This is a genomic window from Streptomyces venezuelae ATCC 10712, assembly GCF_008639165.1.
In the GTDB taxonomy this organism is placed as follows: domain Bacteria; phylum Actinomycetota; class Actinomycetes; order Streptomycetales; family Streptomycetaceae; genus Streptomyces; species Streptomyces venezuelae.
The window spans coordinates 2,690,236-2,716,120 of sequence record NZ_CP029197.1 but is presented as its reverse complement, the minus strand read 5'-3'; the positions used below and the strand labels follow the sequence as shown (position 1 = coordinate 2,716,120).

Genomic DNA, 25,885 nt, shown 5'->3' with positions numbered 1-25,885 from the left:
CCCCCGGGTCAGCCGGCGGCGGCCGCCTCCGCTCAGGCGGCGGCCGCCTCCGCGACGACTGCCTGCCCCGGCCGGGTCCGTACGCCCCAACGGGCGAGGGCGGGGCCGGCGGCGCCCACCGCCGCGAAGAAGACGGCGAGGAGCAGCCAGCCCGTCACGCCGAGGCCGAGCACCACCGTGGTGAGGATCGCGGGGGCGACGGCCTGACCCGCGCTGAACCCGAGGCCGAGGAGACCCTGGTACTGGCCCTGGGCGTGGTCGGGGGCGAGGCCGAAACCGAGGGCGAAGCCGGCGGAGGACTCCCAGATCTCCCCGAGGCTGTGGACGAAGATCGCCGCGATGAGGAGCCCCGCCGCCGACCACACCGGGGTGTACGCGGCGAGCGCCATCATCGGACAGCTGACGAGGAAGAGCAGCCCGGCGGTGCGGAACGCCCTGCCGCCGTCGTGCGGAGTCTCGATGCGGGAACCGATCCGGGTCTGCAGGAGGACACAGAAGGCGGCGTTGACGGCGAACACCGCGGCCGCGGTCCACCGCGGCGCCTCGGTGTGCTGGGCGATCCAGATCGGCAGGAGCAGGGACACCGTGGAGTACTGCAGCCCCATGGCCCCGTAGAGGGCGGTGAACACCAGGTACGGCCGGTCGGCGAACGCGGGCAGGCGACGCTCGCGCGGGGGTGCTTTCAGTACGGGGTAGTGCGGCAGCAGGAGAAGAAGGGCCGCGCACAGGGCGAAGCTCGCCGCGTTGCCCAGGATGAGCGTGACGTAGGCACCGCGGGTGCCCGCCGCCAACGCGAGCCCGGACCCGACGGTCCCGAGCACCACGCCCAGATTGACGAAGGTCCGCAACTTCGCCCGGAACGCCGCCGGACGCTCGCCCCCGACCCGGGCCACCAGCGCGCCCGAGGCCGCCCCGCCGACAGCGGCGGCGACCTGGTCGACCGTGGCGACGACCGTGAACGCGAGCCAGCTCTCGACGAGGACGAGCGCCGCCATCGACACCGCCTGAACGACGAGGGCCCCCATCATGACCGCGCGCGCCCCGCGCCGGTCGGCGAGATGCCCACCCGGAATCCCGGCGGAAAGCCCGACGAGCCCGGCAATGGTCAGCGCCGCACCGACATGAGCGGCGGGCAGGCCCACGATCAAGGTGAAGTACATCGCCGACGCGGCGTTGAACAACCCGTTGCCGACCCGATTGACAAAACTGGCAGCAACAAGCACCCGCTCGGGCCCACTGCCCCCCACCACACCCGCTATCCGCCCACCCAACCCGCCCTCGACCATGCCGAGCAGGCTAACAAGGCAGTGGGAAGCGCCCTGGCAAGGGAGTTGGCGAGACCGCCCAGCCACCACGGGGAGATGTCTCGACACTCGATCCCGGGCAACATCAGAACGGTTCGAAGCTCGGCTGGAACGGCCCGATCTCTCCGCGTTCCACCAGCTCGTTCAGGTCTTCCGGCTCAAGGAACTCCAAGGCGGCCGGGTCGATTCCATGGTGCGGGTCGACATCGCGCAGTTGCCGGACGAAGGAAACCACAAAGTGGGTGAACGATCCGTCGAAGACGTGGGGGTCCGCCCCGTTGATGTTGGTGACCACCTTCCAATGGTCCGGGTCCGGGTCGCACGGCCAGAAGAAGTGCTCATCGCCGGAGTAGTCGTATCCCCACGAGATGAGCCCGCCCGGCTCGGGGTGGAACCGGAAGGGGTACGCGCCCGGGTCGCGTCGCCACGACTGCCCGAACGACTCGCTGATCTGCTGCATCCGCGCGAGCAGCGGACTGGACCCTCGGGGGTGGAAGACCACCAGCTCTCCGCTGATCACCCCGGTGCCATAGGCGTCAAGGAACTTCTTGAAGTCGCCGGGCAGCGCCGAACCGACGTAGTCCTCGACCTCGGTCCAGTCGCCGGGGGACAGCTCTCGTGCCGGCGGCGGCCCGAACAGCTGCACCAGCTCGTCCCATGCGGTCATCCGCCCCACCTGCCTGTTCGTCCGTTGCCGGCGGCAAACCTATTCATCCCCGGTCGCGCCGATCAAGGGTGGGGTGGGCTGGTGCTCCTTGGTGTCTGCGACGCCCGTCATCGGTGACGCCGTTGAGGGCGATGTACCCGCCGTCCCCGCGCTCACGGGGATGGTCTGCTTCACCTTGGCCAGCTGCCGTGCCGGCAAGAGGCGGCCGTCGAGCAGGGCGGGGATACCCCCCAACGCGGGTGCGGGCGTGGGGTCCCATGGACACGCCGTACGACGTGAAGTTCTGGAAGACCTCTGTGGGCGAGGGAAGACGAAGACCACGCAACTCGTCCGGTACAAGCAGGCCATGGCCAACCCCGCGAACAGCGAGATCCGGGGCGGGGAGATCGTGACCAACGGGCGGAACAACGCCGTCTACGTGGCAGTCCATGATGGCGATGACGGGCACGCCCCGCTCGACGCGGTAGGTCCCCTGAGAACGAGGAAGACCATGGCCACGGAACGGAACATCCGGACGAACTTCGCCTTCTATCCACCCGAGGGGAACGGAGGAGCCTGGCACGCCACGCTGGACTCCCTGGAGCGGGCGCTGCGCGAGGCGTTTCCCGACCCCACCATCGGGCACCGCCGTTCCAGCGTTCACGAGACGACGGTGCTGGACTTCGAGGTCGAGCTGGCGCCGGACGTGTGGCTGGACGGCACCGCGGCCATCACCGAGCCCGACTACGCCTACATCACCCTCACCGACGCGACGGCGGGCGAAGCCGGCACCTTCGCCGTCTGGCTGCGCGACTCCTTCGCTCCGGCACCCGACCTCGTCCGCTTCGCCAGCAGCCTCGCCATGACGAACGGCGAGGACACCCCCTCGCCCCTACCAACCGAAGGCGACCACAAGTCCATCGGCGACCTCCTACGCCGCCACCTCGAGCAGTTCGACCACTGACCGGGACCACCACCAACAGCCGACTGGGTGACGCTACTTCCCGTCCGTCTGATCGGCCGACGGAATGTAAAACCGCAGTGCCACAGGCCCGGACACCTCCCGCCGAGCCCAGGATCGGGGCCCGGCTCGAAGAGGCGGCCCGGCGGATGCAACGCAGACCGCTCTGCCTCCGCCCGGACGGGACTTCTGCTGGCACTGTCGGCTGGTGACCGGAGCGCGCATCTCATCGGGTCCGTGCTGTCCGCCAGGCGTCGGTGATGCAGCCCTCTTCCATGTCCCACCACTCTTGGGCCACGCCGTGATCGAGGAGCCGCTGGACCTTTGCGAGGTCTACCTCCGGCGGCACATCCAGAGCGACCATGCCGAACCGCTCGATCCCCTCTCCGCCCACTCCCAGTTCCGCGAAGGCGTTCAGAACGCTTTGCCGCGCCGCGCTAGATCCCTTGTCACACAGCACGAGCAGCCGGATCGGCGTTCTGCGACGGCGATACCACCTGGCCCGGCCGGTGAACGCCGTCCTCGTCGGGGTGGGTGGTGAGGACGTCTCCGCACGCCACGCCGCGTACGAACCAAGGAGTGTTGTCGAGTCGCACGGTGCCATCGCCCCGGTCGAAAGCCCACAGACTCTCTACTGAGGCGGGCGGCCAATCACCGTCCGTCTCAAGGCGGAAGTGCACCTTCACATGTCCGAATTCGGCCGCGTCATCCGGTCAGGACGCACGATCTCGCCGGTTCGGACCCATGCGGCCCGTGCTTGAATCGGCGAATGATCGAATGGCGCTTGCCGAGGTACGGGCGCGGGCCGTACGACGAGGTCCCGCCCGTTCTCGAGCGGGTTCTGCGATCGCCGTCCCACGATGAGGAAGCGTGGCGGGAACTCTGGCATCTCTTGGCCACCGAGGGGCTCACCGTCTCGGCCGCGAGCTTTGCCGCGCTCCCGCATCTGCGGGATATCGCCCGCGCCGGAGAGACGACCGCCGGGGACCGGGCGTTGGACCTGGCCGGTGCAATCATGGCGGGAGTCCATCAGGACCACGGCGCCGACGATCTCATCAGGACCTTGGCTCCGGTGATCGTCGAACTGAAACGGATGGTTTCCCGGCGCCTCAACGACAATGACCTGTCGGCGACGACCGCGATGGCCCTCTTCCGCGCTCATCTCGCAATCGCCGGGGCGAGCGTGTGGAGCCTGGCCGAGTTCGACTTCGAAGACGGCTTCTACGGGGTCGGCTGCCCTCACTGCCACCTCAGCGTCACCGTCGCGATCGGTATCTACGGCCGCTACTCGGCCCATCGCGACTGGGACCAGGGAGACATCCGCCGCCGCCCGCTCCAGCAAGCCGACCCGAGCGATCTCGACGGCTTGGCCGCATGGATGCACGAAACAGCCTGTGGCCTCGGCTTTGTCCAGTTGGCTGAGGGAATCACCTGGCTGTTCGGCCGCGCCGAATGCCCCGAATGCGCGAGCACTTTCGTCATCGGTGACCAGTACGCGGCCGAGAACGAACCCCACCACTCACCTGACGGGCCCGTACCTGCTGGAGGCTGGTGACGGTTTTCCTTGTACGCGAGCTATCCCTCGTCAGGTGACAGACGCGATCCCTCACCACCGACGGACACGCGGGCTGTCAGGAGTTGGCTTGGCGGACTCCCGTGCAGGCCAGGACGACGCTGGCATCGTCGGTGAGGAAGAGCATGAAGGCCCAGGTTCTGTCGCGCGTGGAGATGCAGCCGAGTCGCAGCGGCGCGGTGCCGTACCGGGTGAGGATGTCGACGGTGGCTGACAGGGCGAGTGTCTCGGTGCCCCGTCTCCTCGCGCGCCGGAGGCGAGCGGCGTAGATGCCGGCAAGTTGCTGAGCGGGGACGTTGCCGTCCCAGATGACGAAGTCGCCTCCGCCGAGAAGCACTGCCTTCGCTGGTTCGCAGGCTGTGGTCTGTCCGTTGAGCATCTCGGCCAGGGCTGCCCGGTTCATACTCCCCTTCCCGCCCCTGGGTGTCGGAGCCGCGCTCAGTTGTCGTAGTGGAGCTGCCGGCGGGTCCAGAGAGTGAGGTCGCTGCTGGTGGCGACGGCCAGGGTAAGCCCGGAGGGCGAGAATCCGGCGGTGCGAAGTTCTGAGTGCTCCGAGTGGAAGACGTGCCACCATGCCTCTCCTGCTGGGCCTTTGTGGGCCCCACCGTCTGCGGAGAGGATGACGCGGTCGTGGGGCCACTCTGGGCTGACGACGTCCAGGGTCCAGCCGTCGGGGGTGGTGCTGTGGAGGCCGCCGCCGAAGATGCCGGCGATGCGGACCTGGGTGCCTTCGATCGGGCCGAGACCGGGGCAGGCGAGGTCTGGGTGGGCGTCGGGGGTGCTGGTGTCGGGGTGGGGGTCCCGGTCGCGGGCGATCTTCTCGCCGGTGACCGTGTCGAAGAGCCCGTGGCCGTCGCTGGAGACGACCATGACGAGGTCGTGCCCGCTGTCGGGGTGGACGGCGAAGCCGATGCCGAGCAGGCCGCCGATGGGGGTTCCGCGGTCACGTACCGGCTGCCATGGCTCCGGGGCCGACATGACGGGGGCGGCGAGGTAGCGCTCGCGCAGCTTCTGCTGGTACTCCGTGATCAACGCGTCTCCTCGGTGAGATTCACGTCGAGGGTCTCTCGCACAGCGGCCCAGGTCGACTCATATTCATGCCGGGCGCTCGCGGTAGGGCCGTCGAAGTCTTGGCACCCGTGCGGACTGCCCCCCCTGCGAGGACTCCATACTTCCGCCCGTCCCGCCCTGCCCGGCCGCACGACCTGACCGCCGTCCGCGCCACCCGTGGTAGTCCGCAGAGAGCCCCGCGAGGTCCTCGGTGACCGGGATGACCAGGGCGAAGCGGGGCTCGGCTAGGGCTTCGCCATCGGTGTTCACCCGCCGCGGGACGTGGATGTGCGGGCCCTCGACCCGCCCCCCCCAGCCACCCCGCCCCCACTCCCGGACCTTCCCTTTCCTGGCCGAAAACCACCCCCGACCAGCAAAAAGACCCTCCCGAAGGAGGGTCGTTCTCGGAGCGCCCCCGGCAGGACTCGAACCTGCGGCCAAGTGCTTAGAAGAGACCGGGCCGCACGGCTTGGCGCGGCGCGCTGACCTGCGGCTTCCCCCTGTTCGCGGGCGGCGCCGGTGATCTCTTCTCGTGTATTTACCGGAGGCTTCGATTCCGTTCTCTAGTTGGGCATGGCTCGTTCGACTCGGGGATGAGAGCTTCATGCTTCCAGTCGGCCGGCCTTGTGCCTCAGTCGGCCAACTTGCCTCACGCCATGGGCACATGACCCCTGGGGTGATGCCGTACATGCATCGGCTGAGGGTGAGGCGGAAGGCATGAAAATCTTCAAAACGGTGGCCCTTGCTGAGGCGAGCAGCGACACTACGGTCATGCTGAAACTCTCTGTCTGGCGAGCCAACCTTGATGCAGAGCAGGCCGATAAGTTCTGGATGATAGTCCATGCCCTTCCGGCCTCCTATGTGCGTGCCCTTGCTTCTTCCAGAGAGGCTATGGCGAGCGCTCTTGGCCTCTCATCGCCGGGAGAGGTATCAATAGGCCCTGATCAACTTGGTCGCGTCACTTCTATCTCTAAGGCAGAGATCTTTAGAAGAGGTGGCGAGGTTTTTATCCTCGCATTTCGGAGGCGTCGAGATCAATCTCGCACGTGGGTCCTGGGTGAAGACTTGGAGGCAACCGAAGAGGTGATTCCTTCAGCTCCAGGGCACCTCTACCTCTACGCCCTCTCTGGAGCGCGAGGAATTCCCGACGTTTCCGAGTTTATTGATGCCGTAGAAGGTGCCTGTGGGGCATCCCTGAAGAAATGGGAGTTTCAAGCTAGGCAATTTATGGAGCTGAAGCAGGAGGGTAGGCAGGAGTCTCTAGAGATTACCTCTGCGAAAGTTTCCGCCTCGCAGCTCCTCGCGGAAAAGCAGTCGCGTGTTCTTGCGACCCTTATCAAGTCTGCGCCTGGCGGGCTGATTCTTGCGGATATCGAGAAGCAGCTGAAGCGTGACAAGGTGGACGATGTTGATGGGCATTTGACAGCCCTTCAGGAGTGCGGCCTGATCAGCTCTGAGTATGCGGTTGTCTGTGCGAAGAATCAGCAACAGATGGCCAGATTTGCTGATGCTGAGATTGTTCGGGAGATGTCCCAGAAAGGGGTTCGTTGTGGCTGCGGGCGAAAATTGGAGGATGAGCGTATAGAGGAGGCAGTCGCTATCACAGACCTCGGTAGAGAGTTGCTAGATAAGAGCACGTGGATGTCGGTCCTACTTACTGAAGAACTTCGCAACTTGGGGGTCCCGGAGGATCGAATCATGATGGAATACTCTACCGGCGGTGACGAGATGGACTGCATTGCGGATATCAATGGAGAGGTGATTCTGTTTGAGTTGAAGGATAAAGAATTTAGCCTTCGCGAGGCGTACTCATTCGCTGCGAAGGTCGGCTTGGTGCAGCCTAGGCACCCGGTGATTGTGACCACAGAGAAGGTAGGGGGGGATGCTAAAGAGCATTTCCAGAAGGCTGAAGTTGCTGGCAGGCGTAGCCAAGTTAGGCGGCATCCGCAAGGAACCTTGCCCACTCTCTTTATTGAAGGAATGGAGAATCTCCGCCCGCAGCTGGAGGAGCTTGCTTCGTCGGTTCACAGGGGTTACGCCGTGCAGGTTTTGCGGGAAGTGATGCCTTTGGCATTCATCTCGCCAGCGCACGTGCTCGATGGAATCGTAATGGAACCTTAGGATGGCAGGCACGGCTACCAAGTGGGTAGGTGATGCTCTCTTCGCCGGCGCCTCATGCGACCCTGGCAGCAGTCAATGCTCTCGGAAGGAGGTGCCGTGCCGGAGGCCAGCCCGCGCGGAACCTATCTGATCATCGCTGCCGCGCTGCGGAAGGACATCGAGAAAGGCTCTCACGGGGACGCGCTGCCGTCCGAGGCTGCTCTCATGCGGAAGCATGACGTCTCCCGGAACACCATCCGGCGTGCGCTCAAGACCCTGGAGGCCGAGAGGCTGATCACCTCCGTTCCAGGGACGGGATGGCGGATCTCGGCCCGGCTCATCCGACCGCTCGTCGACCGCATGACTGACTTGATCAAGGAAGATGTATTGGCGGTGGGCGACGCCTACCCGTCGGAAATGAAGCTGTGCGCGCGGTTCGGAGTCTCCCGCACGGCGGTACGGCGCGCCCTTGCTCAGATGGAGGGGACCGGGCTGCTCGCCACCGTCCACGGCAAGGGCCGAACCGTTCGCGCCCTCCCGATCGACCCGGAGGAGTCCTAGCCTTGGCACTCATGGGGCTTACCGAGTGGGCGTACGCGCTCTCCGAAACGATGTTGTCCGAGCAGTTGCCGCGCCGCTGGTCGCACTCCCTCGGCGTTGCCAAGCGGGCCCGGTCCCTCAGCCCGATCCTCGGTGCCGACGCCGAACTGCTGGAAGCCGCGGCCGTTCTTCACGACGTCGGCTATTCCCCCACCATCGCCGCCACGGGCTTCCACCCGCTCGACGGGGCACGGTTCCTTCGTGACCAGGAAGGGGCCGACGAGCGGGTCGTCCGGCTCGTGGCCCATCACTCCTGCGCGCTCCTGGAAGCCGAGGAGCGCGGGCTTCGGCGTGAGCTGGAGACCGAGTTCGAGTTGGAGCGGCCTGAGCTGGTGGACGCGCTCATCGTGTCCGACATGACGACGACGCCGACCGGCGAGCACACGACGCCGGCGGCCCGGCTGGACGAGATCGTTCAGCGGTACGGACCGAACACCATCGTGGGCCGGTTCATCCAGCGGGCTGCGCCGGAGATCCATGCCGCCAACGAGCGGGTGGAACGGCGGATGGCCTCAGCCGCCGCCGGCGCTCAGCCGATGTAGGGCTCCCGGCCCGACTCGTCCAGGCCGTGCCGGATGCGCAGCCGCATGGACGGGTGGATGTCCAAGTCGTCGAGGTCCGCTGGGTCAACCCAGCGGACCTCTTTCGATTCGCTGCTCGTGCGGAGGGAGCCACCGACCGGGTGGGCTCGGAAGCAGATCGAGAACTGCTGTCGGACCTCGCCGTCGTCGTACGCGAGGACGTGTTCAGGGTCGGTGTAGAGCCCGACGATGCTCTCCACCTCTACCTCGATCCCGGTCTCCTCCACGACCTCGCGCACGGCCGTATCGCCGATGCGCTCGCCGATGTCGTGGCCACCCCCGGGCAGCGCCCACAGGCCGTTGTCGGTCTTGTGGATCAGCAGTAGCCGCCCGTCACCGTCACGCACGACGACCGTGACCGAAGGCACCACCGAGTTAGCCCTGGGAGCCTTCGGGTCGCGGAAGTAGTCGATCCGGCTCATGCGTCTGAACCTCCGAGGTCCGTGGGCGAGGAGATACGCCGGGCGCTCTCCCAGACCCGCTCGACGCTCTCAGCGTAGGCGTCGAACAGCTCGCCCCCGGGGACGCGCTGGATGTGGAGCACCGGAGCCATGTACGCGCCCACGCCGTACAGGTGGCCGTTTGCGAGCATCTCGTCGTCAGCCCGATAGATGGAGTTGTAGAGCGTGGTGGCGTGGAGCCGGAACTCGACGCCCGGCAGCCCGAATAACGGCGCGTAGTTGATCAGCGCGTTGCGAATCTTGCTCGCCATCGCACCACCGATGCCTTCGTCGGTTCCACGGACGGCGACGGCCGCCGAGTCGGGGTCCCCGAGCATGAAGCGGACCGGGACGCCGGCCGCCGACTTCTCCTTGACCACCTGGTGGAAGGCCGCGTCCTCGGTGAGCCAGAACCCTGAGTACACGAGGACGTCGAACTGCCGCGTCGCCCCCGCGTAGAGCTGCGGCCAGAGCCGATTCGGTACGACGGATCGGTGTGGGTAGAGCTTGACCAGTTCCGCGCCACCCGCTTCGGTGACCTCGGCCGACGTCCGCTCCTCCGGCCACAGGTACGACATCTCACGCTGGAGGAGCGAGGCCGCGGCGTACTTGAAGCGGCGGTACGGCTGACGCTTGGGCTCGTTGATCCAGCGCTCCACCGTCTTGGCGGAGATCCCGAGCCGCTCCGCGACCTGATCTAGGGTCAGGCCGCTCTCGATGATGGCGCCGCGCAGCCGTTCATTGGCCATGTCGTGCTCTCCCCCCAGCGGGACGACTTGGGACGACTTTCACCGTAGCGAGTCGTCTCGGAGCCGTACATCCACGGAGTCCAGCGTCTGCCCTGTTCAGGCCACGCTTGAGGCATCAAGCGGAGCGGACTCGCGAAGCCCCAAAGAACCAAGGGACTTGACGATGCGAATCCTCCTCCCCATGATGAGGAACAGGTAACACATGTACCTCATCGGATTCCGGTCCGGTGAGGGGTGCTGCCCACGAGCAGAGGGCGGGGACGCTGCAATCCCGCTAAAGGCCAGGTGGAACAGGGTTTCGGCCCGTACTGGCGAGGTGGCCCGGCGACCGCGAGCAACGGCCGGAGAGTGGGGACACGGGTCCCCCTTGCAGTGCTTGTTCTCGTCCAGCCGACCTGAGGGGGTCTCGATGTACCGACGAAGTACCTGGGCGCCGCTCGTGCTGGACCGGCACGCCGGCCGCGCCCACCGCGTCTCCTGACCTCCGCAGCTCACGGCTGCGGCCGGTTGCCTCCCCTGCCCGTCCTGCCCCGTTCGCGGGTTCCGTACGGGCGGGGTTGAGGGGAGCCGGATGGTTCCAACGGCGAGAGGCCCCGGTGCTGGAACACCGGGGCCTCGTTCGGGCCGTTCCTCTCAGGAAGGAACACACCCATGCAGTCCATCATCACACTCCCTGTGACCAGCGCGGCTCTGTCGTTCGACGGTGAGCCGTCGGACGCTGAGCTGGACGCGATCGAGACCGAGATGCCGCTCGTCCTGGCGGACGTCGAGCTGCTCGACGCGGTGATCAAGACGCTGGACCGTCCGGTGAGCAAGCTGGACGAGCGGCGGATCCGACGGGCCCGCAACCGGGTCGTGGCGGCCCGCCGGGGCCTCACCAACCGCGTCACCGCCGTGCAGTCGGGCGGTGCGGCGTGAGGGCCCGGACGCTGGCGGACCTGTCCGCCCCGCTGCTCGCGCTGCGGCTGCTCGGCGCGGAGTTCGGGCACCTGCCGGCGCCGACGGTGGAGGTCTCGCCGATCTACCCGGAGCGGCTGGAGCTGACGTTCCACGACGACTTCGCCGCCTTCGAGGCGTGGCGCGAGGCGCTGAACATCGCCCCCAAGTCGGTCGTTCACCGTGTTCAGTGCGACGGCCGGACCGGCGTCCTGCGCGTTCACGCGACGTTCGCCGGGGCCCAGTTGCAGTTGACCGGCTTCGCGAACGTCCCGGCCGTTGAGCCGGTTCTGGCGGGTTCGGGGGTCGGGTCGTGAACGGTGTTCAGATCCGTTCAGCGGAGCGTGCTCTGTCGGTCGGTACGTGGCTGATCGTGTCCGGAGCGATGCTCTACTCGGTGCTGACCGTCACCCCGCTCATGCGGGCCCACACCCCTGAGGACTGGCGGTGGACGGCGCCGATTCTGCCGCTGGTGGTGGACGCGGCGGTCGTCATCGTGGTCCGTCTCGACTCGGTCCTGGCCCGGCTCGGCGGGCACGGCGGCCGGTGGCCCATCGCGCTGCGGTGGATGACCGGGATCATGACGCTGGCCCTGAACGTCGCCGACTCCGCCTTGAAGAAGGACCTGGTCGGGGTGGCGGTTCACGCGGTGGCGCCGCTGCTGCTGATCGTCACGGCCGAGACCGGCCTGGCCTACCGCCGCGCCATCACGGACGCGCTCACCGCCCTGCAGGAGCGTGAACGCACCGAGCGGGCCGAGCGCGAGCGGGCCGCCGCTGAGCGGGCTGACGCGGCCGTACAGCGGGTTCGCGAGGAGCGGGAGTTCGAGGCCCGGATGGCGCGTGAACAGCGTGAGCACGAAGCGTCCCTGGCCCGTGAACAGACTGAGCGGGCCGAGGCCGCCGAGAGGGCGGAGCGGGCCGAGCATGAACGCCGTGAACACGAGCGTGAACAGCAGCGGCTGGAGCGTGAACGCCGTGAACGCGAGGCTGCCGCGCGGGCCGAGAAGGACCGTCGGGAGCGCGAGGAGCGGGCCCGTCGTGAACAGCGTGAGCAGGCCGAGCGCGCCGAGCGTGAACGCGCCGCGCTCCTGGCCGCCGGTCCTGCGCCGGTGAAGCAGGGTGAGGAGCAGGCCCGTAAGACGGTGGCTGCCGCCTTCCACGCCAACGTTCCGGTGCGGCAGGCGGCCGAGTTGTGCGGCTGGTCGGTGGGCTGGGTCTCCACCCGCTACCAGGAACTCCGCGACCAGGCCCCGGCCCGGCCGCTTGAGGGAGCCGCGCAGTGATCCCCGTCTACCGCTGGCGTCTCGCCCCCGAGGGTCTGGCCACCTTCCGGCAGCTGCGCGCCCTGGGGCTGCGGCCGGGTGGTCAGCCGGTCGTGGCCCAGGTCGAACGCCCCCGCCGTCGGCGCGGCCCGCTGGTCGCCTTCCTCTACCGGATCGACCTCGCCCTTCCCGTCCGGCCGATGACTCCGGCCCGGCGGGCGGCCCTCGCCAAGGCGAACGTGGCCCGGCAGATCTGCCCCACCTGCAGGCGGGATGCCGGGTATCGCATCCCGCCCTCGCTCGGCATGTGTGTCCCGTGTGCGGACGCCCCTCAACTCGCTGCTTGACCTGGAGGTTCACCATGCACAGCAACACCCCGCAGGGCACGCACGTGTATGTGCTGACCCTGGAGAACCAGCGGAAGAGCGCGTGCACCCTCTCCGGCACCTACACCCCGCCGCCCGGGGCCACCCGGTGGGACGTCCTCAGCCAGCTTCGGTTCGACGCGGTGCGCCAGTACCCGTCGATGGAGAGCGCGATCGTCCTGTACTTCGCCCTGGAGGCCAACCGCCTGGACCAGGGGGTGACCCCGTGACGGACATCAGCACCAAGCCCGTCACCCTCCCCTCCACCCCGCTTTCGGCTGCTCCGCTCACGCCGGCCGCGACCTCGCCTGCCGCGTCGTCGGCGGTGCAGGAAGCCCCCGTGGTGGAGCACACGGCGGGTGGGTGGCCGGTGGTGCCGCTGGCCACGACCGGCGCGAACAGCGCGGTGTCCGGTCTGGCCGCCGCCGCGCTGGCCGGCGGCCCGGCCGGTATCGCCACGGCGGTGGCCGGTCTGGCGGTCGTCGGCGGCACGGTCCTGGCCCGCCGCGCGGTCCGTAACCGCAGCGCCAGGACCACCGCCCGCGCCGGAACCACGACCATGCCCACGCCCCGGACCGCCCGACAGAACACCAGCGGCACCCGGAGCGCGAGCGGCATGGGCGCGAAGCGGGGCGGCTCCGGCTCCCCGTCGCGGTCCGGCAAGCCGTCCCTGGGCAAGGGCCGGTCCTCCGGTTCGACCGCGTCGGGTGCCTCCTCGGCCCGTACGGGTCGGCCGTCGGGGCGTCTGGGGCAGGTGAAAGCGCTGCGGCAGGCGGCAAGCATCTCGGCGCCGACCCGGGCCGAGCGCCGCGCCCAGACCACGGCGGCGCGTCGGCTCGCCGCCGACACCCGCCGCAACACCCCCTCCACTCGCCTCACCAGTGGGGGCATTGGTGACCGTGCCGGGCGGGACTCTGGCCGGCCGGGTCCGAAGGGCCGGGGTGCCGGTGCGGGGCTGGGTGGCCGGGTGCGGGCCGGTCGTGACGCTGCCGTGCAGCGGGCGCGAGCGGTGCGTGACCGGCAGGCCGCGAAGGCGGTGGAAGCTTCCCGCGGGAAGGTCCGCGCCGCCGCCACCGCGAAGCAGGCCCGCGCAGCCAAGCGCGCCGTACGCAAGGAAGCCCGACGGCAGCTGTGGCGGTCCGCGCTGCGCAAGCAGGGCCGTCGTCTGGCCGCCGCGCTCCTCGCGGCCCCGGTCGGGGCGCTCGGCATGCTGACCACCCCGCTCGGCCGCAAGCTCGGCATCGCCGCGCTCCAGCATCCCGGGCGCCGCCTCTACCGGCGGCTCATGCGCACGGCCGAGGAGCAGCAGGCCGTCCGTGATGCCGCGATCCGCGAGCGGCGTCAGGCCGCTGAAGCGGCGATCGACGCCGAACTGGCCGACGCCGCCCCGCAGATCGGCGGGACGGCCGAACGCCCCTTCCACCTCACCCCTGCTTCCCCTACCGCGCCTGTGGAGGTTGTGAACGTGTCCGGTTTTAAGTTCGAGGAGGCCGCCGCCGAGATGGAGAACGCGGCCCGCACCTACGAGCCCGACAACGCCATGGAGATCCTCGCCATGGTCGAGAACCTCCCCGACGCCCTCACCAGCGTCGCGAACACCTTCCGCATCCTCGCCGAGCGCTCCGACTCCGAGTTCCCGCTGGAGAAGGACATCGCCGCCGCGTTCGACGAGATCTACGGCGCGCTGATGCGCGCGGTCGACTCCTCCGGCGACCTCGGTCCGCTGTTCCAGCAGGTCCACGAGCACGACATCGCCCGCCACACCGACCCCCGCAACGGCCCCGAGGCCGAGAAGGGCTGGAACGTCTGATGAAGCCCACCACCGACACCCGCGCGTCGGGGCCGGTGTGGGACTGGGCGGCCGGTCACGGACCCGTGACCGGCGCCCTGTCCGCCACCACCGGAGCCCTCGCCCTGGCCACCACCGGCGCCGCCACCGGCATGCCCCCGAGCTGGGCGCTGGCCGTCGGTGCGGCCGGCGCGATCGGTCACACCGTCTCCACCCTCCGCGAACGCCTCTCAGCCCGCACCCTCACCCTGCGCGCCTCCTCCTGGCTCCTCGGGGCGGGGTGGACGACGTGGGCGATGGCCACGGGCCCGCTGACGTGGACGGCGATCGGCTCGCTGGCCGTCCTCGGCGTCGGGATCGGCACGGCCGCCCGCTCCACCGCCCTGTTCGAGGACGCCCGCGAGCTGGAGCTGATCGCGATCGCCGACCGGCAGGTCGACGCCGCCATCCAGGCCGAACGCCGCACCCTCGCCGCCGAGTGGGTCGAGCGCGTCCAGCGGGTCTGCGGCGTCACGGTGACGGTGCTGGCGATCGAGAAGTGGCCCACCGCGACCGGCTTCACGATCGACGCCGAACTCCCCGGCGCCACCACCTACGACCAGATCGCCAAAGACTCCGCCCGTCTCTCCGCCGACGCCCGGCTCCCGCACGGCTGCACGGTGGCCGCCACCCCTGGCATCCACCAGGGCCGGGTTCTCATCGACGTCTCCACCGTCAACGTCCTGGAAGGCGAGGTCGGCTACCCGGCCGACTACTCGCCGCTGTCGATCAACACCGGTATCCCGTGGGGCATCCGCTCGGACGGCCGCGAGGTCCCCGTGTTCCTGCGCGAGCAGTGCGCGCTGGTCGTCGGTCCGACCGGCTCGGGCAAGACGAACTTCTCCCACACCGTCCTCGCCGGGTTCGCCCGTGCCACTGACGTCCTGACCTGGGTCATCGACCTGAACGCCGGTTCCGCCGGCCTGCCCTGGGTCCGCCCCGCCCTCGCCGCGTCCGGCGCGGACGGGGGGTCGGGGCAGGGGACGCGGCCGGGGATCGACTGGCTCGCCGCCACCTACGACGAGGCCATGCTGATGCTGGAGACGGCCGTGAAGGTCGGCAAGCACCGCAAGGTCGCCTACCAGGACCTCATGGCCCGCGCGAACACCGATCTCCTCCCGGTGTCGGCGCAGATCCCGCAGATCATGATCGTGGTCGATGAGGGCGCCGAGATCCTCGCCAGCAACGACCCGGCCATGCGGAAACTCGCCGCGAAGATCCTGGAAGTGATCCGGCTCCTGCGGTCCATGGGCCTGCGGACCGTCCTGACCGCGCTCGGCGCCACCGGCTCCGTGCTTGGCAACCTGATGATCCGCCGCGAGGCCAAGGCCCGCGTCTGCCTGACCGGCGGCGAAGTCGAAGGCATGGACCTGTCGAAGATCTTCCCCGGCGCGAGGGGACTGCGGGTCGACCAGGCCCCCTACAAGGGCGCCGGGTTCATCGGCACCCCCGAGTCCGCCCCGGCCCTGTTCAAGTCCTGGCGGATCAAGCCCCACCAGATCGCCGACATCGTCACCGCCACCTCCCCGCTCCACCCCCGGCTCGACGAGCCGTCCGCGAAGGCCGCCGGGCCGGACTACGCCCGCCGCTGGGACGCCGCCCGCACCGCCTGGATGCACGACACCCTCACCACCAAGACGGACCACCGCCCCGTGAACGGGACCACGGCCGAGGGCCCGGCCCGCTCGGGCGGACTGAACCTGTCCGCGCTCCGCGACACCCCCACCCCGGCGACCCCGGCGCCGACCGATGAGGATGCGCTCGCGGCCGAGTTCATGGCCCAGATCGACGCCCAGTTCGGCACCACCCCCGAACCCTCCCCGCGCAGCGGGCCGGACGAGGAGCGGCCCGCCGGGCTGAACCTGTCCGCGTTCCGGATCGAGCGCGAGGACAACGAAGCCCGTCAGGCCGCACTCGCCCTGCTGCTCGCCGCCGGACCGGAGGGGACCGGGGCGTCCGCGATCGCCCGCGCCCTCACCGACGCCCACGGCACGACCCGGCAGACCGTCGTCGGCTGGCTCAAGACCTGGACCGAGGAGGGCATCGCGGTCCGCGTCGGCACCGGCACCAAGACCCGCTACGTCCACCACCGCCACACCCCCGGAACCTGAGCCATGGCGCCTGTCGCGCATTCGTGCCGGGAAAGGCCCTGGGCGGCCTGCTGAGGGTCGAATCTGGCTTGTGACCTGCAAGGCGACAAGCGACAAGACAAGACAAGCGACAAGCCGTACGACAAGTCAGACGACAAGCGACACGACAAGCAAGGCACCGGCCGGACCCCCGCACGCGGGGCCCGGCCGCCGTCGTTGAAGGGACCGCGTTGTGCACTCCGAGACCCCGTACGAGATCACCCCCGCCACCCGCTACGGCGACCTGTACTACCGCCCGGCCACCGTCCGGCAGCCGGTGATCCTGCCCGCCGACATCCCGCCCGGCGTCGACTGGGTCACCCTCCCGGGCGGCGTCCGCACTCTCGCCTACACCCAGCCCACCCCCACGCCGCAGATTCCGGTTACAGCCGCGCAGCCGATCCCGGCGTGGGCGAAGACCACCGCCCTGCTCGCGCCCACGGTCGGCGGCGGGATCGCCGCCGCCGGCATCGGACTCTCCTACGCCGCCCCGGGACTCATCGCCATGAGCCACGCCCTCTGGTCCGCCGCCGCCCTCGTCGTCGCCGCCGTCATCGCCGTCCCCGTCCTCCTGCGCACCGCCCGCCGCGCCGTCACCGGCGCCGACAGCGGGGGCAGGTCGACGACGCACATCACGCAGAACATCACCGCGACCGGCCTGTTCGGCCGCGCCAACGGCACCATCAACCACCACTAGGAGCCCACCCGATGGCCAGCATCCGGATCACCTCCTACGGCACCGGACACCACGACGACCCCACCGCCCACGACCCCGTCGTCGTCGACACCACCACCCTGCACAACCCGCCCGACGACCCCAACGTCCGCGCCGCCCTCACCCAGCTCACCGGCCGGCACCCCGACGTCGCCGCCTACGTCCTGGCCACCCCCGGCGCCCACGACGTCCTCGACGCCGCCCGCCGCGCCGTCGAGCAGCGCATCGCGAGGGGCGAGCAGCACATCGACGTCCACGTCCACTGCTACGGCGGCCGCCACCGCTCCGTCGCCGTCGCCGAACTCCTCGCCGCCGACCTCTCCGCCCTCGACGACTACGTCCACACCCACCACCGCCACATCAACCACCCGATCCTCCCCACCCGCACCCCCGCGTAGCAGCAGGAAGGGCGGCCCCCGTCTCGCCAAAGTCCGGGGCCGCCCTCATCTCCCAGTCCATCAACAGACCTGTGGAGGTCTCCAGCATGACCCAACCCGCCCCCTTCGGGCGAGAGGACAGTGGCCCGCCCGCCATCGACCTGCCGGGCTTGGGCCTCCTCGCCCATGCCGTCGCCGCCGCCGAACGCGGCTGGCACGTCTTCCCTCTCCGCCCCCACGACAAGCGGCCCGCCGGTCACTCCACCGCCCGCTGCCCCGCCACCGGCAGGTGCACGGCCGGCCACAAGACGCCCGAGCAGCGGGCCACCACCGACGTCGACCTCCTCGCCGCCGCGTGGACGCACGCCCCGTACAACATCGGCATCGCCACCGGCCCGAGCGGGCTGCTCGTGGTCGACCTCGACACCCTCAAGCCGACAGACGAAGAAGGAACGCCTGACGGCGTGACCACCTTTGAGGCGCTCTGCGAGCGCGCCGGACAGGCCGTCCCCCTCACCCACCGGGTGCGGACCGCGCGCGGAGGGCAGCACCTGTACTTCACCCAGCCCACCGGGCACCGGCTCGGCAACACCGCCGGACGGCTCGGCAAGCACATCGACACCCGGGGCTGGGGCGGATACGTCGTCGCCCCCGGCTCCACCACGGCGGACGGCGCGTACGAGGTCCTCGACAGCCGCCCCCCGGCGCCGCTGCCCCCATGGATCCTGGACGCCCTCACCGCCCGCCCCCAGCCCGCCCAGACGGCCACGGTGCCCCCGGCGCCGCTGACCGTCCGGGCCTCCCGGTACGCCGCCGCCGCGCTGCGCAACGAGGTCGGCAACGTCGCGCGCGCCGCCGACGGCACCCGCAACGCCACCCTGCTCGCCGCTGCACGGGCCCTGGGGCGGCTGGTCGCGTCCGGCGACCTCACCCGCCAGGAAGTTCAGGAGGCTCTTAGTAGGGCGGCGGCGGGCAACGCCACGCAGTCCCAGCGCTACTACGACGACGTCATCGCCCGTGGTCTCGATTGGTCGATCGCCCACAACCCCGCCGGCACCCGGGGTGCGGCATGAACCGCCACCTCCCCCCGCCTCCTAAGAGCCAACCGGCTCCGCGATCGCCCATGGCCGCCGAACCGCCTTCGCTCCGGACGGCGTTGGGCGCCCGAAGGGTCGTCGCCGAAGGCGTCCTCATTGGCTCTGACCCGCGCCCTGCCCACTGCCTCCACCCGCTCCTGACCCAAGGGGAAGCCGCATGACCCAGCAGCCCATCGACGGCGCCGCCCTGCTCGCCGAAGTCGAGGCCTTCCACCGCCGGTTCAACGTCTTCCCCCGCGAGGCCGTCTACGTCGCCGTCGCCCTGTGGGACGCCCACGCCCACCTCCTCGACGCCTTCGACTCCACGCCCCGGCTCGCGTTCCTCTCCCCGGAGCCCGGCTCCGGCAAGTCCCGCGCCCTGGAGGTCGTCGAGACCCTCGTGCCCCGGCCGATGCTGGCGGTGAACGCGCGGGCCGCCGCCCTGTTCCGGTCGGTCTCCGACCCGGCCGGACGGCCCACGATCCTCTTCGACGAGATCGACACCGTCTTCGGCCCCAAGGCCGGAGACAACGAGGAACTCCGCGGCTTCCTCAACGCCGGCCACCGCCGCTCCGGCGTCACCTACCGCTGCATCGGCGACGGCGGCAACCAGACCGTCGTGGAGTTCCCCTCCTACACCGCCGTCGCCGTCGCCGGACTCGGCGGACTGCCCGACACCATCACCACCCGCTCCGTCATCATCCGCATGCGCCGCCGCGCCCGAAACGAGCACGTCGAACCCTTCCGCGCCCGCCTGCACGAGGCCGAGGGCAACGCCCTGCGCGACCGGCTCGCCGAGTGGGCCGACCAGGTCCGCGAGGACATCGCCGGACGGTGGCCCGAGATGCCCGAGGGCGTCACCGACCGGCCCGCCGACGTGTGGGAGCCCCTGCTGTCCGTCGCGGACGCCGCCGGGGGCGACTGGCCCGAGCGAGCCCGCGCCGCGTGCGTCGAGCTGGTCAACGCCGCCCGCGCCGACGACAAGGGCTCGATCGGCATCCGCCTGCTCACCGACCTCCGCGACCACGTCATGGTGGGCATCGACCGACTGCCCACCGTCGCCGTCCTCGACCGGCTCTGCTCCCTCGACGAAGCGCCCTGGGCCGACATGGCCGGGCGTCCGCTCGACTCCCGGGGACTGGCCAAGATGCTGGGGGAGTACATGACCAGCGACAACACCCCGGTCAAGGCCCGCAACATCAAGACCGCCGGATCCGTCCTCAAGGGCTACTACGCCGCCGATCTCCAGGACGCGTGGGACCGCTACTGCCCCCCACCCCTCCTGAGGGCCGCTACTTCCGCTACCTCCGCTACCCCGCAGGTCAGCGAGCCGGAAACGGTAGCGGAAGGGCTCTTCGCGTCCGCTACCTGAGCGCTACCCCGCTACCGGCCCCGCGCTCCCAAAGCCGGGGCCGGTAGCGGATCCATCCGCTACCGCTACCTCCATCCGCTACCTCGATCATGCCCCTGACCAGGGCGGTAGCGGAGGTAGCGGAGGTAGCGGACCTGACAGGAAGGGGCCCGGGGCCCCGCTCCACCGCGATGAGGAGTCCGGTCATGGCCAGCACGCTCAAGACCCGCGCGATGCTCACCGTCCCCGAACTGTGCGACGAACTCGGTATCACCCGCTCCACCTTCTACGACTGGCGCCAGAAGCAGCGGGCTCCCCGCTGCATCAAGCTCCCGAACGGCAACCTCCGCGTGCGCCGCATCGACCTTGAGATCTGGCTGGACGAGCACGAGGACGCTGCTTGATGGACACGACGTACGACGTGAAGTTCTGGAAGACCTCCGTGTACGAGGGCAAGACGAAGACCACGTACACGGTCCGCTGGGAGCTGGAGGGGAAGGAGTGGCGGAAGCCGTTCGCCAAGAGCGCTCTCGCCGACTCCTTCCGCGCGGGGCTCGTCTCCGCAGCCAGCAAGGGGGAGGCCTTCAGCCTGTCCTCCGGTCTGCCCGTCTCGCACATGTCCCGGGCGGCCGGCATGAAGTGGTACGACTTCGCGATCCAGTTCGTGGACCAGCTCTGGGAGCGGACGTCCGCGAACAACCGACGGAACGTGGCCAAGGCGCTCACGCCCGTCACGATCGCCTTGCTCCGGTCTCAGCCGACGACCTTCAAGGGGGTCGACGTGCGCCGGGCGCTCCGCGAGTACGCCTTCAACACCAAGCGACGGAGCGAGGCCCCGCCCGAGGTCGCGGTGATCCTGCGCTGGGTGCAGCGCAACTCGCTCTCCATGGCCGCCTGGGAGGACGAGGGCCACGTGGAGACGGCGCTCAGGGCAGCCGCGGTGAAGCTGGACGGTACGCCGGTGGCCGCCAGCTCCGCCCGGCGGACGAAGCGCGTGCTGAACGTCCTCTTCGAGTACGCGCTCAAGAAGAAGGTGCTCAAGGAGAACCCGCTCCCGAAGGGGAAGGGATCCGCCACAACGGCGGCCAAGACCTCCTCCACAGTCGACAAGCGGTCGCTGCTCAACCAGGAGCAGGCCGCCGCGCTGCTCGGCTGGATCCACGCCCGCCCTCGCGGCGGCCGGCGGCTGCACACCTTCTTCGCCGTGATGTACTACGCCGGCGCCCGCCCGGAAGAGGTCGTCGCGATCGATGTCGGCGACGTGCGGCTGCCCGACGCGGAGGCCGACGACCAGTGGGGAGAGTTGCTGCTCCACACCGCGCACCCGGAGGTCGGGAAGCAGTGGACGACCACGGGGGAGGTGCGCGAACAGCGGGGGCTCAAGGGGCGGGCCGCCGACGACACGCGCACGGTGCCCTGCCGCCCCGCCCTCACGCGGATTCTTCGGGCTCATATCGAGAAGGAGGGGCTGAAGCCTGGAGATCTCCTGATGAAGGGAGAGAAAGGCGGGGATCTCGCCGGGTCGGTGATCCGGCGCGCGTGGCGGCGGGCCCGAAAGGAAGTGCTAACCCCCTACGAATTCGGGACCCCGCTCGGCCGCCGCGTCTACGACCTTCGCCACACCTGCCTGACGAACTGGCTCAACGCCGGCGTCCCGGCCGCGACCGTCGCCGAGTGGGCAGGCAACAGCGTCCCCGTCCTGCTCGCCACCTACGCCCGGTGCATCGACGGGCAGCTTGACGACCTCAAGCACCGCATCGAGCAGGCGGGGGAGCTGCCGGACCCGGCCGCCGACCGGGGCTGAAAACTTCTCCGCGTATTCTCCGCAGCCACCCGCAGAAACCCGGAACCAGCCGGACACAGCCGGACGCACCCAGACACCCCCGCAGGGCGCGTCCGGCCGCTCCACCGTCCACTCGAAACCGCCCCTGAGCAGCAAAAAGACCCCTCCCGAAGGAGGGGCCTCGCTGTGCGCCCCCGGCAGGACTCGAACCTGCGGCCAAGTGCTTAGAAGGCACCTGCTCTATCCACTGAGCTACGGGGGCCGGGTGGTGGCCGTGTGGCCAGGAGCCCCTTGTGGGTGGGGTGTGGCCTGCCGGGACAAGGATAGGGCTCCGATCGCCTTGGCCCGGTTGCTTCACCTGCGTGGCACGATGTGGAGGTTCGGTGAAGCGGAACGATAATCGCAGGCAGGTGCGATTCGCGCAGCGCTTTTCGCGTCGCTCGGGGCGGGTGTTGTGCACTCGTTATGCCTGAGGTTCCGGCCACCGCCCTTCTCTTCGGCGCGCAGGGCCGCAATAGGCTTCAAAAACACTCATAAATTGGGCATTCTTCGCATGTGGTGACCTTGGACGAACGGCCTCAGCTGATCGACGCACTCTCCGCCCTGCGCGACCGTGTCGCCGCCGTGCGTCTCCCCCTCCCCCTCCCGGACACGCCACGCGCCCGGCAGACCAGAGCCGAGTTGCTCGCCCAGCTCGACGACTATCTGGTGCCCCGGCTGAAAGATCCCGACGCCCCGCTCCTCGCCGTCGTCGGCGGCTCCACCGGAGCCGGCAAGTCCACGCTCGTCAACTCCCTTGTCGGGCGGCGCGTCAGCGAGTCCGGTGTGCTCCGGCCCACCACCCGCACCCCCGTACTCGTCTGCCACCCCGAGGACCACCACTGGTTCGCCGGGATGCGGGTCCTCCCGCAGCTCACCCGTGTCTGGCTGCCCCAGGCCGACGACGAACACGCCGACGACGCCCCGCCCCCCGAGGAGAACGCGCTCCGCGTGGAGACCGCCGCCTCCATGCCCCGCGGCCTCGCCCTCCTCGACGCGCCCGACATCGACTCCCTCGTCGTCGAGAACCGGCTCCTCGCCGCCGAATTGATCTGCGCCGCCGACATCTGGGTGATGGTCACCACCGCCTCGCGGTACGCCGACGCCGTGCCCTGGCATCTGCTCCGTACCGCCAAGGAGTACGACGCCACCCTCGTCACCGTCCTCGACCGCGTCCCCCACCAGGTCATCGGCGAGGTCTCCCGCCAGTACGAGGCCCTGCTCGACAAGGCCGGCCTCGGGGACGTGCCCCGCTTCACCATCCCCGAACTCCCCGAGTCCGCCGACGGCGGCAGCGGACTGCTCCCCGACTCGGCCGTCGCCGCCCTCCGCGGCTGGCTCGCCCACCGGGCCGAGGACCCCGCCGCCCGGCAGCAGGCCGCCGACCGCACCGCCACCGGCGTCATCGACTCCCTCGACACCCGGCTCCCCGAGCTGGCCGCGGCCGTCGCCGCGCAGTACGCCGCCGCCGTCCGGCTCGGCGGTGTCGTCGAGGCCGCGTACGGCGAGCAGGGCAAGCGGGTCCGCGAGCAGCTCGGCCGCGGCGCCGTCCTCGCCGGCGACGCCCGCACCCGCTGGCGCGCCTACCCCCGCGACAGCACCGCCGACGAACTCCTCGACGCCCTCGCCGAGTCCCTCGCCGCGCTCCTCCACTGCGCCGCCTCCGCCGCCGAGGAGCGCGTCCGGGACGCCTGGCGCCGCGAACCAGCCGCCGAGGCCCTCGGCCCCGACCGGGCAGGCCCCGCCCGGGCCGGCGGCGACCGCGACATGGCCGAGCGGATCGGCGTGGAGGTACGGCGCTGGCGCCGCGTCCTCGAAGAACTGGCCGAGGAGGAGGTACGTACCGTCGAGCGGCCCTCCGCCCCTCGCACGGCCGCTCCCGAGGCCGACACCGTCGCCGCCCTGCTCGCCGCCGCCCTCCTCGGCGGCCGGCGCACCCGGGCCGCCGGCGAACGCCTCGCCGAACTCCTCGGCGCCCAGGCCGCCCTGCGTCTGCGCGACAAGGGCGGCGAACTGGTCCTCTCGTACGTCGACCGTGTCCTGCACGCCGAGCGCGACCGGCGCCTCGCGCCCCTCGACGCCCTCGACGTGACCCCCGAGCCGCAGGCGGAGCTGATCGCCGCGCTCTCCGTACTGCAGAAGGAGAAGTGACGTCGTGGTGGATGTGGACGTGGAAGCGGGCGGGGGCCGGGGCGGGGGCGGCGAGGACGGGCGCGAAGCCCGCTGGGACGACGGGCTGATCGCGCGGCGGGCCGCCAAGCGAGCCGCCACCACCGGCGCGCAGCCCGGCCCGAAGGACGGGGAGGCGAAGGGCGAAGAGGCGGAGGAGGAGGACACGCTGCCACCCCTCGGCGGGCACTACAGCGGCCCCCTCCGCGGCCGCCTCGACGCCCTCCACGAACTCGTCGGGCTCTCCCGTACGCGGGTCGAGAGCGAGGCCCTCGCCGAAGCCGGGCGCGTCCTCGACGAGGCCGCCGCACGGCAGCGGCTCTCCTCCCGGCACACCGTCATCGCGATCGCCGGCGCCACCGGCAGCGGCAAGTCCACCCTCTTCAACGCCCTGGCCGGCGTCCCCGTCTCCGAGACCGGCCTGCGCCGCCCCACCACCTCCGCGCCCATCGCGCTCAGCTGGTCCGAAGGTGCCGCCGGACTCCTCGACCGGCTCGCCGTGCCCGGGCGGCTGCGCCGCAAGCCCCTCGCAGGCGGCGCGGCCGACACCGGCCTCCAGGGGCTCGTCCTCATCGACCTCCCCGACCACGACTCGGCGGTCACCGCCCACCGCGACCAGGTCGACCGGGTCCTCGGGCTCGTCGACGGCGTCATCTGGGTCGTCGACCCCGAGAAGTACGCCGACGCGGCCCTCCACGAGCGCTACCTGCGCCCCCTCGCCGGGCACGCCGAGGTCACCTTCGTCGTCCTCAACCAGATCGACCGCCTCGGCACGGAGGCCGCCGACCTCGTCCTCGACGACCTGCGCCGGCTCCTCGACGAGGACGGCGTGGCACTCGGCGAGCACGGCGAACCCGGCGCCACCGTCCTCGCCGTCTCCGCGCTCACCGGCGACGGCGTACCCGAACTCCGCGACATGATCGCCGGATTCGTCCAGGAACGCACCGCTCCCGAACGCCGGCTCGCCGCCGACGTCGACGCCGCCGCCGCCCGGCTGCGCCCCGCCTACCTCGCCGACGGACGGGCCGGCCTCGACGAACGGGCCCGCGACGCCTTCACCGACCGGCTCGCGGTCGCCGTCGGCGCCCAGGCCGCGGGCGAGGCCGCCGAACGGGTCTGGCGGCGGGGCGCCATCCGCGCCTGCGGAACCCCCTGGCTACGGCTCTACCGCTGGTACGAGCGGCTGCGCGCGCACGGCTCCACCGACCCGCACCTCGACAGCCCCGTCGAGGACGAACTGACGGCCCGCCAACGCGTCGAGCAGGCCGTGCGGATCGTCGCCGACGAGGCCTCCCGCGGGCTGCCGACCCCCTGGGCGCAGGCCGTGCGCGAGGCCGCCGCGCGGGGGGCGGAGGGGCTGCCCGAGGCGCTCGACGAGCTGACGGTCACCCTCGGCGACCCGGCGGCCCGGCCGCCACGGCCCGCCTGGTGGCCCGCGGCGGTCCTCGCCCAGGTGGTGATGACGCTCCTGCAGATCTTCGGCGCGCTGTGGCTGGTGGGCCAGATCGTCGGCGTCGTGGAACCGGGGCTGCTCCCACCGGTCCTCGTGATGGTCGGCGGGATCGTCGGCGGTCCGCTCGTCGAATGGGCCTGCGAGGGGGCGGTGAAGGGGCCTGCCAAGCGGTACGGGCAGGAGGCCGAACGCCGCCTGCGGGAAGCGGCGGCGGCCTGCGGCCGGGCCCGGGTCCTCGACCCGGTGGCGGCGGAACTGGTGCGCTACCGCGAGGTGCGCGAGCAGTACGCGACGGTGGTGGGCAGCCGCCCGTCGACGCGGATTGTCGGCGGCGGCCGCGGGGGTGCGGGGCGGCTGGGGGCGACGCGGACGGGGGTACGGGGCAGGTAGCCGGCC

The 25,885-nt window shown here is 70.5% G+C and carries 28 protein-coding genes and 1 tRNA gene; 20 read left to right on the top strand and 9 right to left on the bottom strand.

Translation table 11 applies throughout. The features are described 5' to 3' along the window. Positions 1-32: 32 nt before the first annotated feature. Both DEJ43_RS12390 and DEJ43_RS12385 read right to left on the bottom strand, forming a co-directional pair. Positions 33-1,286, bottom strand: coding sequence for an MFS transporter (locus DEJ43_RS12390; RefSeq protein ID WP_106433709.1), 1,254 nt, complete (start codon positions 1,284-1,286; stop codon positions 33-35). A 103-nt stretch (positions 1,287-1,389) separates the two neighbouring features. Further along, positions 1,390-1,971: a hypothetical protein gene (locus DEJ43_RS12385; protein WP_015033703.1), complete on the bottom strand. Its 582-nt coding sequence runs from the start codon at positions 1,969-1,971 to the stop codon at positions 1,390-1,392. A 346-nt stretch (positions 1,972-2,317) separates the two neighbouring features. Here DEJ43_RS12385 and DEJ43_RS12375 point away from each other — a divergent pair, with 346 nt between their 5' ends. Further along, positions 2,318-2,914, top strand: coding sequence for a hypothetical protein (locus DEJ43_RS12375; protein ID WP_041662408.1), 597 nt, complete (start codon positions 2,318-2,320; stop codon positions 2,912-2,914). 223 nt (positions 2,915-3,137) lie between these two features. On the opposite strand, the gene DEJ43_RS38525 is transcribed toward DEJ43_RS12375, so the two are convergent. Next, the gene (locus tag DEJ43_RS38525) at positions 3,138-3,371 is read right to left on the bottom strand and encodes a DUF4265 domain-containing protein (RefSeq protein ID WP_250637962.1); all 234 of its coding nucleotides are present in this window, start codon (positions 3,369-3,371) and stop codon (positions 3,138-3,140) included. Beyond that, positions 3,361-3,507, bottom strand: a complete 147-nt coding sequence (locus DEJ43_RS38520) for a hypothetical protein (protein ID WP_202490750.1) — start codon at positions 3,505-3,507, stop codon at positions 3,361-3,363. The genes DEJ43_RS38525 and DEJ43_RS38520 overlap by 11 nt, the downstream gene beginning before the upstream one ends. Positions 3,508-3,680: 173 nt before the next feature. On the opposite strand from DEJ43_RS38520, the gene DEJ43_RS12365 reads away from it, so the two are divergent. Beyond that, on the top strand, positions 3,681-4,466 hold the full coding sequence (locus tag DEJ43_RS12365; RefSeq protein ID WP_015033698.1) for a hypothetical protein: 786 nt from the start codon (positions 3,681-3,683) through the stop codon (positions 4,464-4,466). A gap of 76 nt (positions 4,467-4,542) precedes the next feature. On the opposite strand, the gene DEJ43_RS12360 is transcribed toward DEJ43_RS12365, so the two are convergent. Together DEJ43_RS12360 and DEJ43_RS12355 are read right to left on the bottom strand one after the other, a co-directional pair. Then, positions 4,543-4,887, bottom strand: coding sequence for a hypothetical protein (locus tag DEJ43_RS12360; RefSeq protein WP_015033697.1), 345 nt, complete (start codon positions 4,885-4,887; stop codon positions 4,543-4,545). Between the two features lie 35 nt (positions 4,888-4,922). Then, positions 4,923-5,516, bottom strand: coding sequence for a hypothetical protein (locus DEJ43_RS12355; protein ID WP_015033696.1), 594 nt, complete (start codon positions 5,514-5,516; stop codon positions 4,923-4,925). 735 nt (positions 5,517-6,251) lie between these two features. Between DEJ43_RS12355 and DEJ43_RS12350 the strand changes: the two genes are divergently transcribed. The 3 genes from DEJ43_RS12350 (at position 6,252) to DEJ43_RS12340 (ending at position 8,776) form a co-directional block, all read left to right on the top strand. Then, complete coding sequence (locus DEJ43_RS12350) at positions 6,252-7,655, top strand: hypothetical protein (protein ID WP_145953703.1); 1,404 nt, start codon at positions 6,252-6,254, stop codon at positions 7,653-7,655. A 96-nt stretch (positions 7,656-7,751) separates the two neighbouring features. Continuing rightward, positions 7,752-8,195: a GntR family transcriptional regulator gene (locus DEJ43_RS12345; RefSeq protein WP_041662406.1), complete on the top strand. Its 444-nt coding sequence runs from the start codon at positions 7,752-7,754 to the stop codon at positions 8,193-8,195. Positions 8,196-8,206: 11 nt separating this feature from the next. Next, the gene (locus tag DEJ43_RS12340; protein ID WP_186102822.1) at positions 8,207-8,776 is read left to right on the top strand and encodes an HD domain-containing protein; all 570 of its coding nucleotides are present in this window, start codon (positions 8,207-8,209) and stop codon (positions 8,774-8,776) included. Here DEJ43_RS12340 and DEJ43_RS12335 read toward each other — a convergent pair. Together DEJ43_RS12335 and DEJ43_RS12330 are read right to left on the bottom strand one after the other, a co-directional pair. Then, entirely contained in the window at positions 8,764-9,237 is a 474-nt protein-coding gene (locus tag DEJ43_RS12335; protein ID WP_015033692.1) for an NUDIX domain-containing protein, read from the bottom strand. The two genes, DEJ43_RS12340 and DEJ43_RS12335, sit on opposite strands and share 13 nt — an antisense overlap. Beyond that, on the bottom strand, positions 9,234-10,004 hold the full coding sequence (locus DEJ43_RS12330; protein ID WP_015033691.1) for a helix-turn-helix domain-containing protein: 771 nt from the start codon (positions 10,002-10,004) through the stop codon (positions 9,234-9,236). Before DEJ43_RS12330 ends, DEJ43_RS12335 begins: the two co-directional genes overlap by 4 nt. 651 nt (positions 10,005-10,655) lie before the next feature. Between DEJ43_RS12330 and DEJ43_RS12325 the strand changes: the two genes are divergently transcribed. The 13 genes from DEJ43_RS12325 (at position 10,656) to DEJ43_RS12265 (ending at position 21,849) form a co-directional block, all read left to right on the top strand. After that, the gene (locus tag DEJ43_RS12325; protein ID WP_015033689.1) at positions 10,656-10,922 is read left to right on the top strand and encodes a DUF6284 family protein; all 267 of its coding nucleotides are present in this window, start codon (positions 10,656-10,658) and stop codon (positions 10,920-10,922) included. Further along, positions 10,919-11,257 carry a hypothetical protein gene (locus DEJ43_RS12320; protein ID WP_015033688.1) on the top strand — a complete coding sequence of 113 codons (339 nt, stop codon included), beginning with the start codon at positions 10,919-10,921 and terminating at the stop codon, positions 11,255-11,257. The genes DEJ43_RS12325 and DEJ43_RS12320 overlap by 4 nt, the downstream gene beginning before the upstream one ends. Continuing rightward, a complete protein-coding gene (locus tag DEJ43_RS12315; protein WP_015033687.1) occupies positions 11,254-12,225 on the top strand; it encodes a hypothetical protein in 972 nt (323 codons plus the stop codon). Before DEJ43_RS12320 ends, DEJ43_RS12315 begins: the two co-directional genes overlap by 4 nt. Next, positions 12,222-12,551, top strand: coding sequence for an RRQRL motif-containing zinc-binding protein (locus tag DEJ43_RS12310; RefSeq protein WP_015033686.1), 330 nt, complete (start codon positions 12,222-12,224; stop codon positions 12,549-12,551). Before DEJ43_RS12315 ends, DEJ43_RS12310 begins: the two co-directional genes overlap by 4 nt. Positions 12,552-12,565: 14 nt before the next feature. Beyond that, the gene (locus DEJ43_RS12305) at positions 12,566-12,799 is read left to right on the top strand and encodes a hypothetical protein (protein WP_015033685.1); all 234 of its coding nucleotides are present in this window, start codon (positions 12,566-12,568) and stop codon (positions 12,797-12,799) included. Further along, complete coding sequence (locus DEJ43_RS38065) at positions 12,796-14,379, top strand: hypothetical protein (protein ID WP_015033684.1); 1,584 nt, start codon at positions 12,796-12,798, stop codon at positions 14,377-14,379. Before DEJ43_RS12305 ends, DEJ43_RS38065 begins: the two co-directional genes overlap by 4 nt. Then, positions 14,379-16,508 carry a hypothetical protein gene (locus DEJ43_RS12295; protein ID WP_071891293.1) on the top strand — a complete coding sequence of 710 codons (2,130 nt, stop codon included), beginning with the start codon at positions 14,379-14,381 and terminating at the stop codon, positions 16,506-16,508. Before DEJ43_RS38065 ends, DEJ43_RS12295 begins: the two co-directional genes overlap by 1 nt. 211 nt (positions 16,509-16,719) lie before the next feature. After that, positions 16,720-17,223: a hypothetical protein gene (locus DEJ43_RS12290; RefSeq protein ID WP_015033682.1), complete on the top strand. Its 504-nt coding sequence runs from the start codon at positions 16,720-16,722 to the stop codon at positions 17,221-17,223. 11 nt (positions 17,224-17,234) lie between these two features. After that, on the top strand, positions 17,235-17,639 hold the full coding sequence (locus DEJ43_RS12285) for a RapZ C-terminal domain-containing protein (RefSeq protein ID WP_015033681.1): 405 nt from the start codon (positions 17,235-17,237) through the stop codon (positions 17,637-17,639). Between the two features lie 86 nt (positions 17,640-17,725). Then, positions 17,726-18,691 (top strand): bifunctional DNA primase/polymerase, encoded by a 966-nt coding sequence (locus tag DEJ43_RS12280; protein ID WP_015033680.1) that lies wholly within the window; start codon positions 17,726-17,728, stop codon positions 18,689-18,691. Positions 18,692-18,872: 181 nt separating this feature from the next. Beyond that, a complete protein-coding gene (locus DEJ43_RS12275; RefSeq protein ID WP_015033679.1) occupies positions 18,873-20,066 on the top strand; it encodes a DUF3631 domain-containing protein in 1,194 nt (397 codons plus the stop codon). Between the two features lie 185 nt (positions 20,067-20,251). Then, entirely contained in the window at positions 20,252-20,449 is a 198-nt protein-coding gene (locus DEJ43_RS12270; protein ID WP_015033678.1) for a helix-turn-helix transcriptional regulator, read from the top strand. Continuing rightward, positions 20,449-21,849, top strand: a complete 1,401-nt coding sequence (locus tag DEJ43_RS12265) for a tyrosine-type recombinase/integrase (protein WP_015033677.1) — start codon at positions 20,449-20,451, stop codon at positions 21,847-21,849. Before DEJ43_RS12270 ends, DEJ43_RS12265 begins: the two co-directional genes overlap by 1 nt. Positions 21,850-22,017: 168 nt before the next feature. On the opposite strand, the gene DEJ43_RS12260 is transcribed toward DEJ43_RS12265, so the two are convergent. Next, a tRNA-Arg gene (locus DEJ43_RS12260) sits at positions 22,018-22,090 on the bottom strand. Between the two features lie 302 nt (positions 22,091-22,392). Between DEJ43_RS12260 and DEJ43_RS12255 the strand changes: the two genes are divergently transcribed. Both DEJ43_RS12255 and DEJ43_RS12250 read left to right on the top strand, forming a co-directional pair. After that, entirely contained in the window at positions 22,393-24,018 is a 1,626-nt protein-coding gene (locus DEJ43_RS12255; RefSeq protein ID WP_041662405.1) for a dynamin family protein, read from the top strand. A gap of 4 nt (positions 24,019-24,022) precedes the next feature. Further along, on the top strand, positions 24,023-25,879 hold the full coding sequence (locus DEJ43_RS12250; RefSeq protein WP_015033675.1) for a GTPase: 1,857 nt from the start codon (positions 24,023-24,025) through the stop codon (positions 25,877-25,879). Positions 25,880-25,885: the final 6 nt, after the last annotated feature.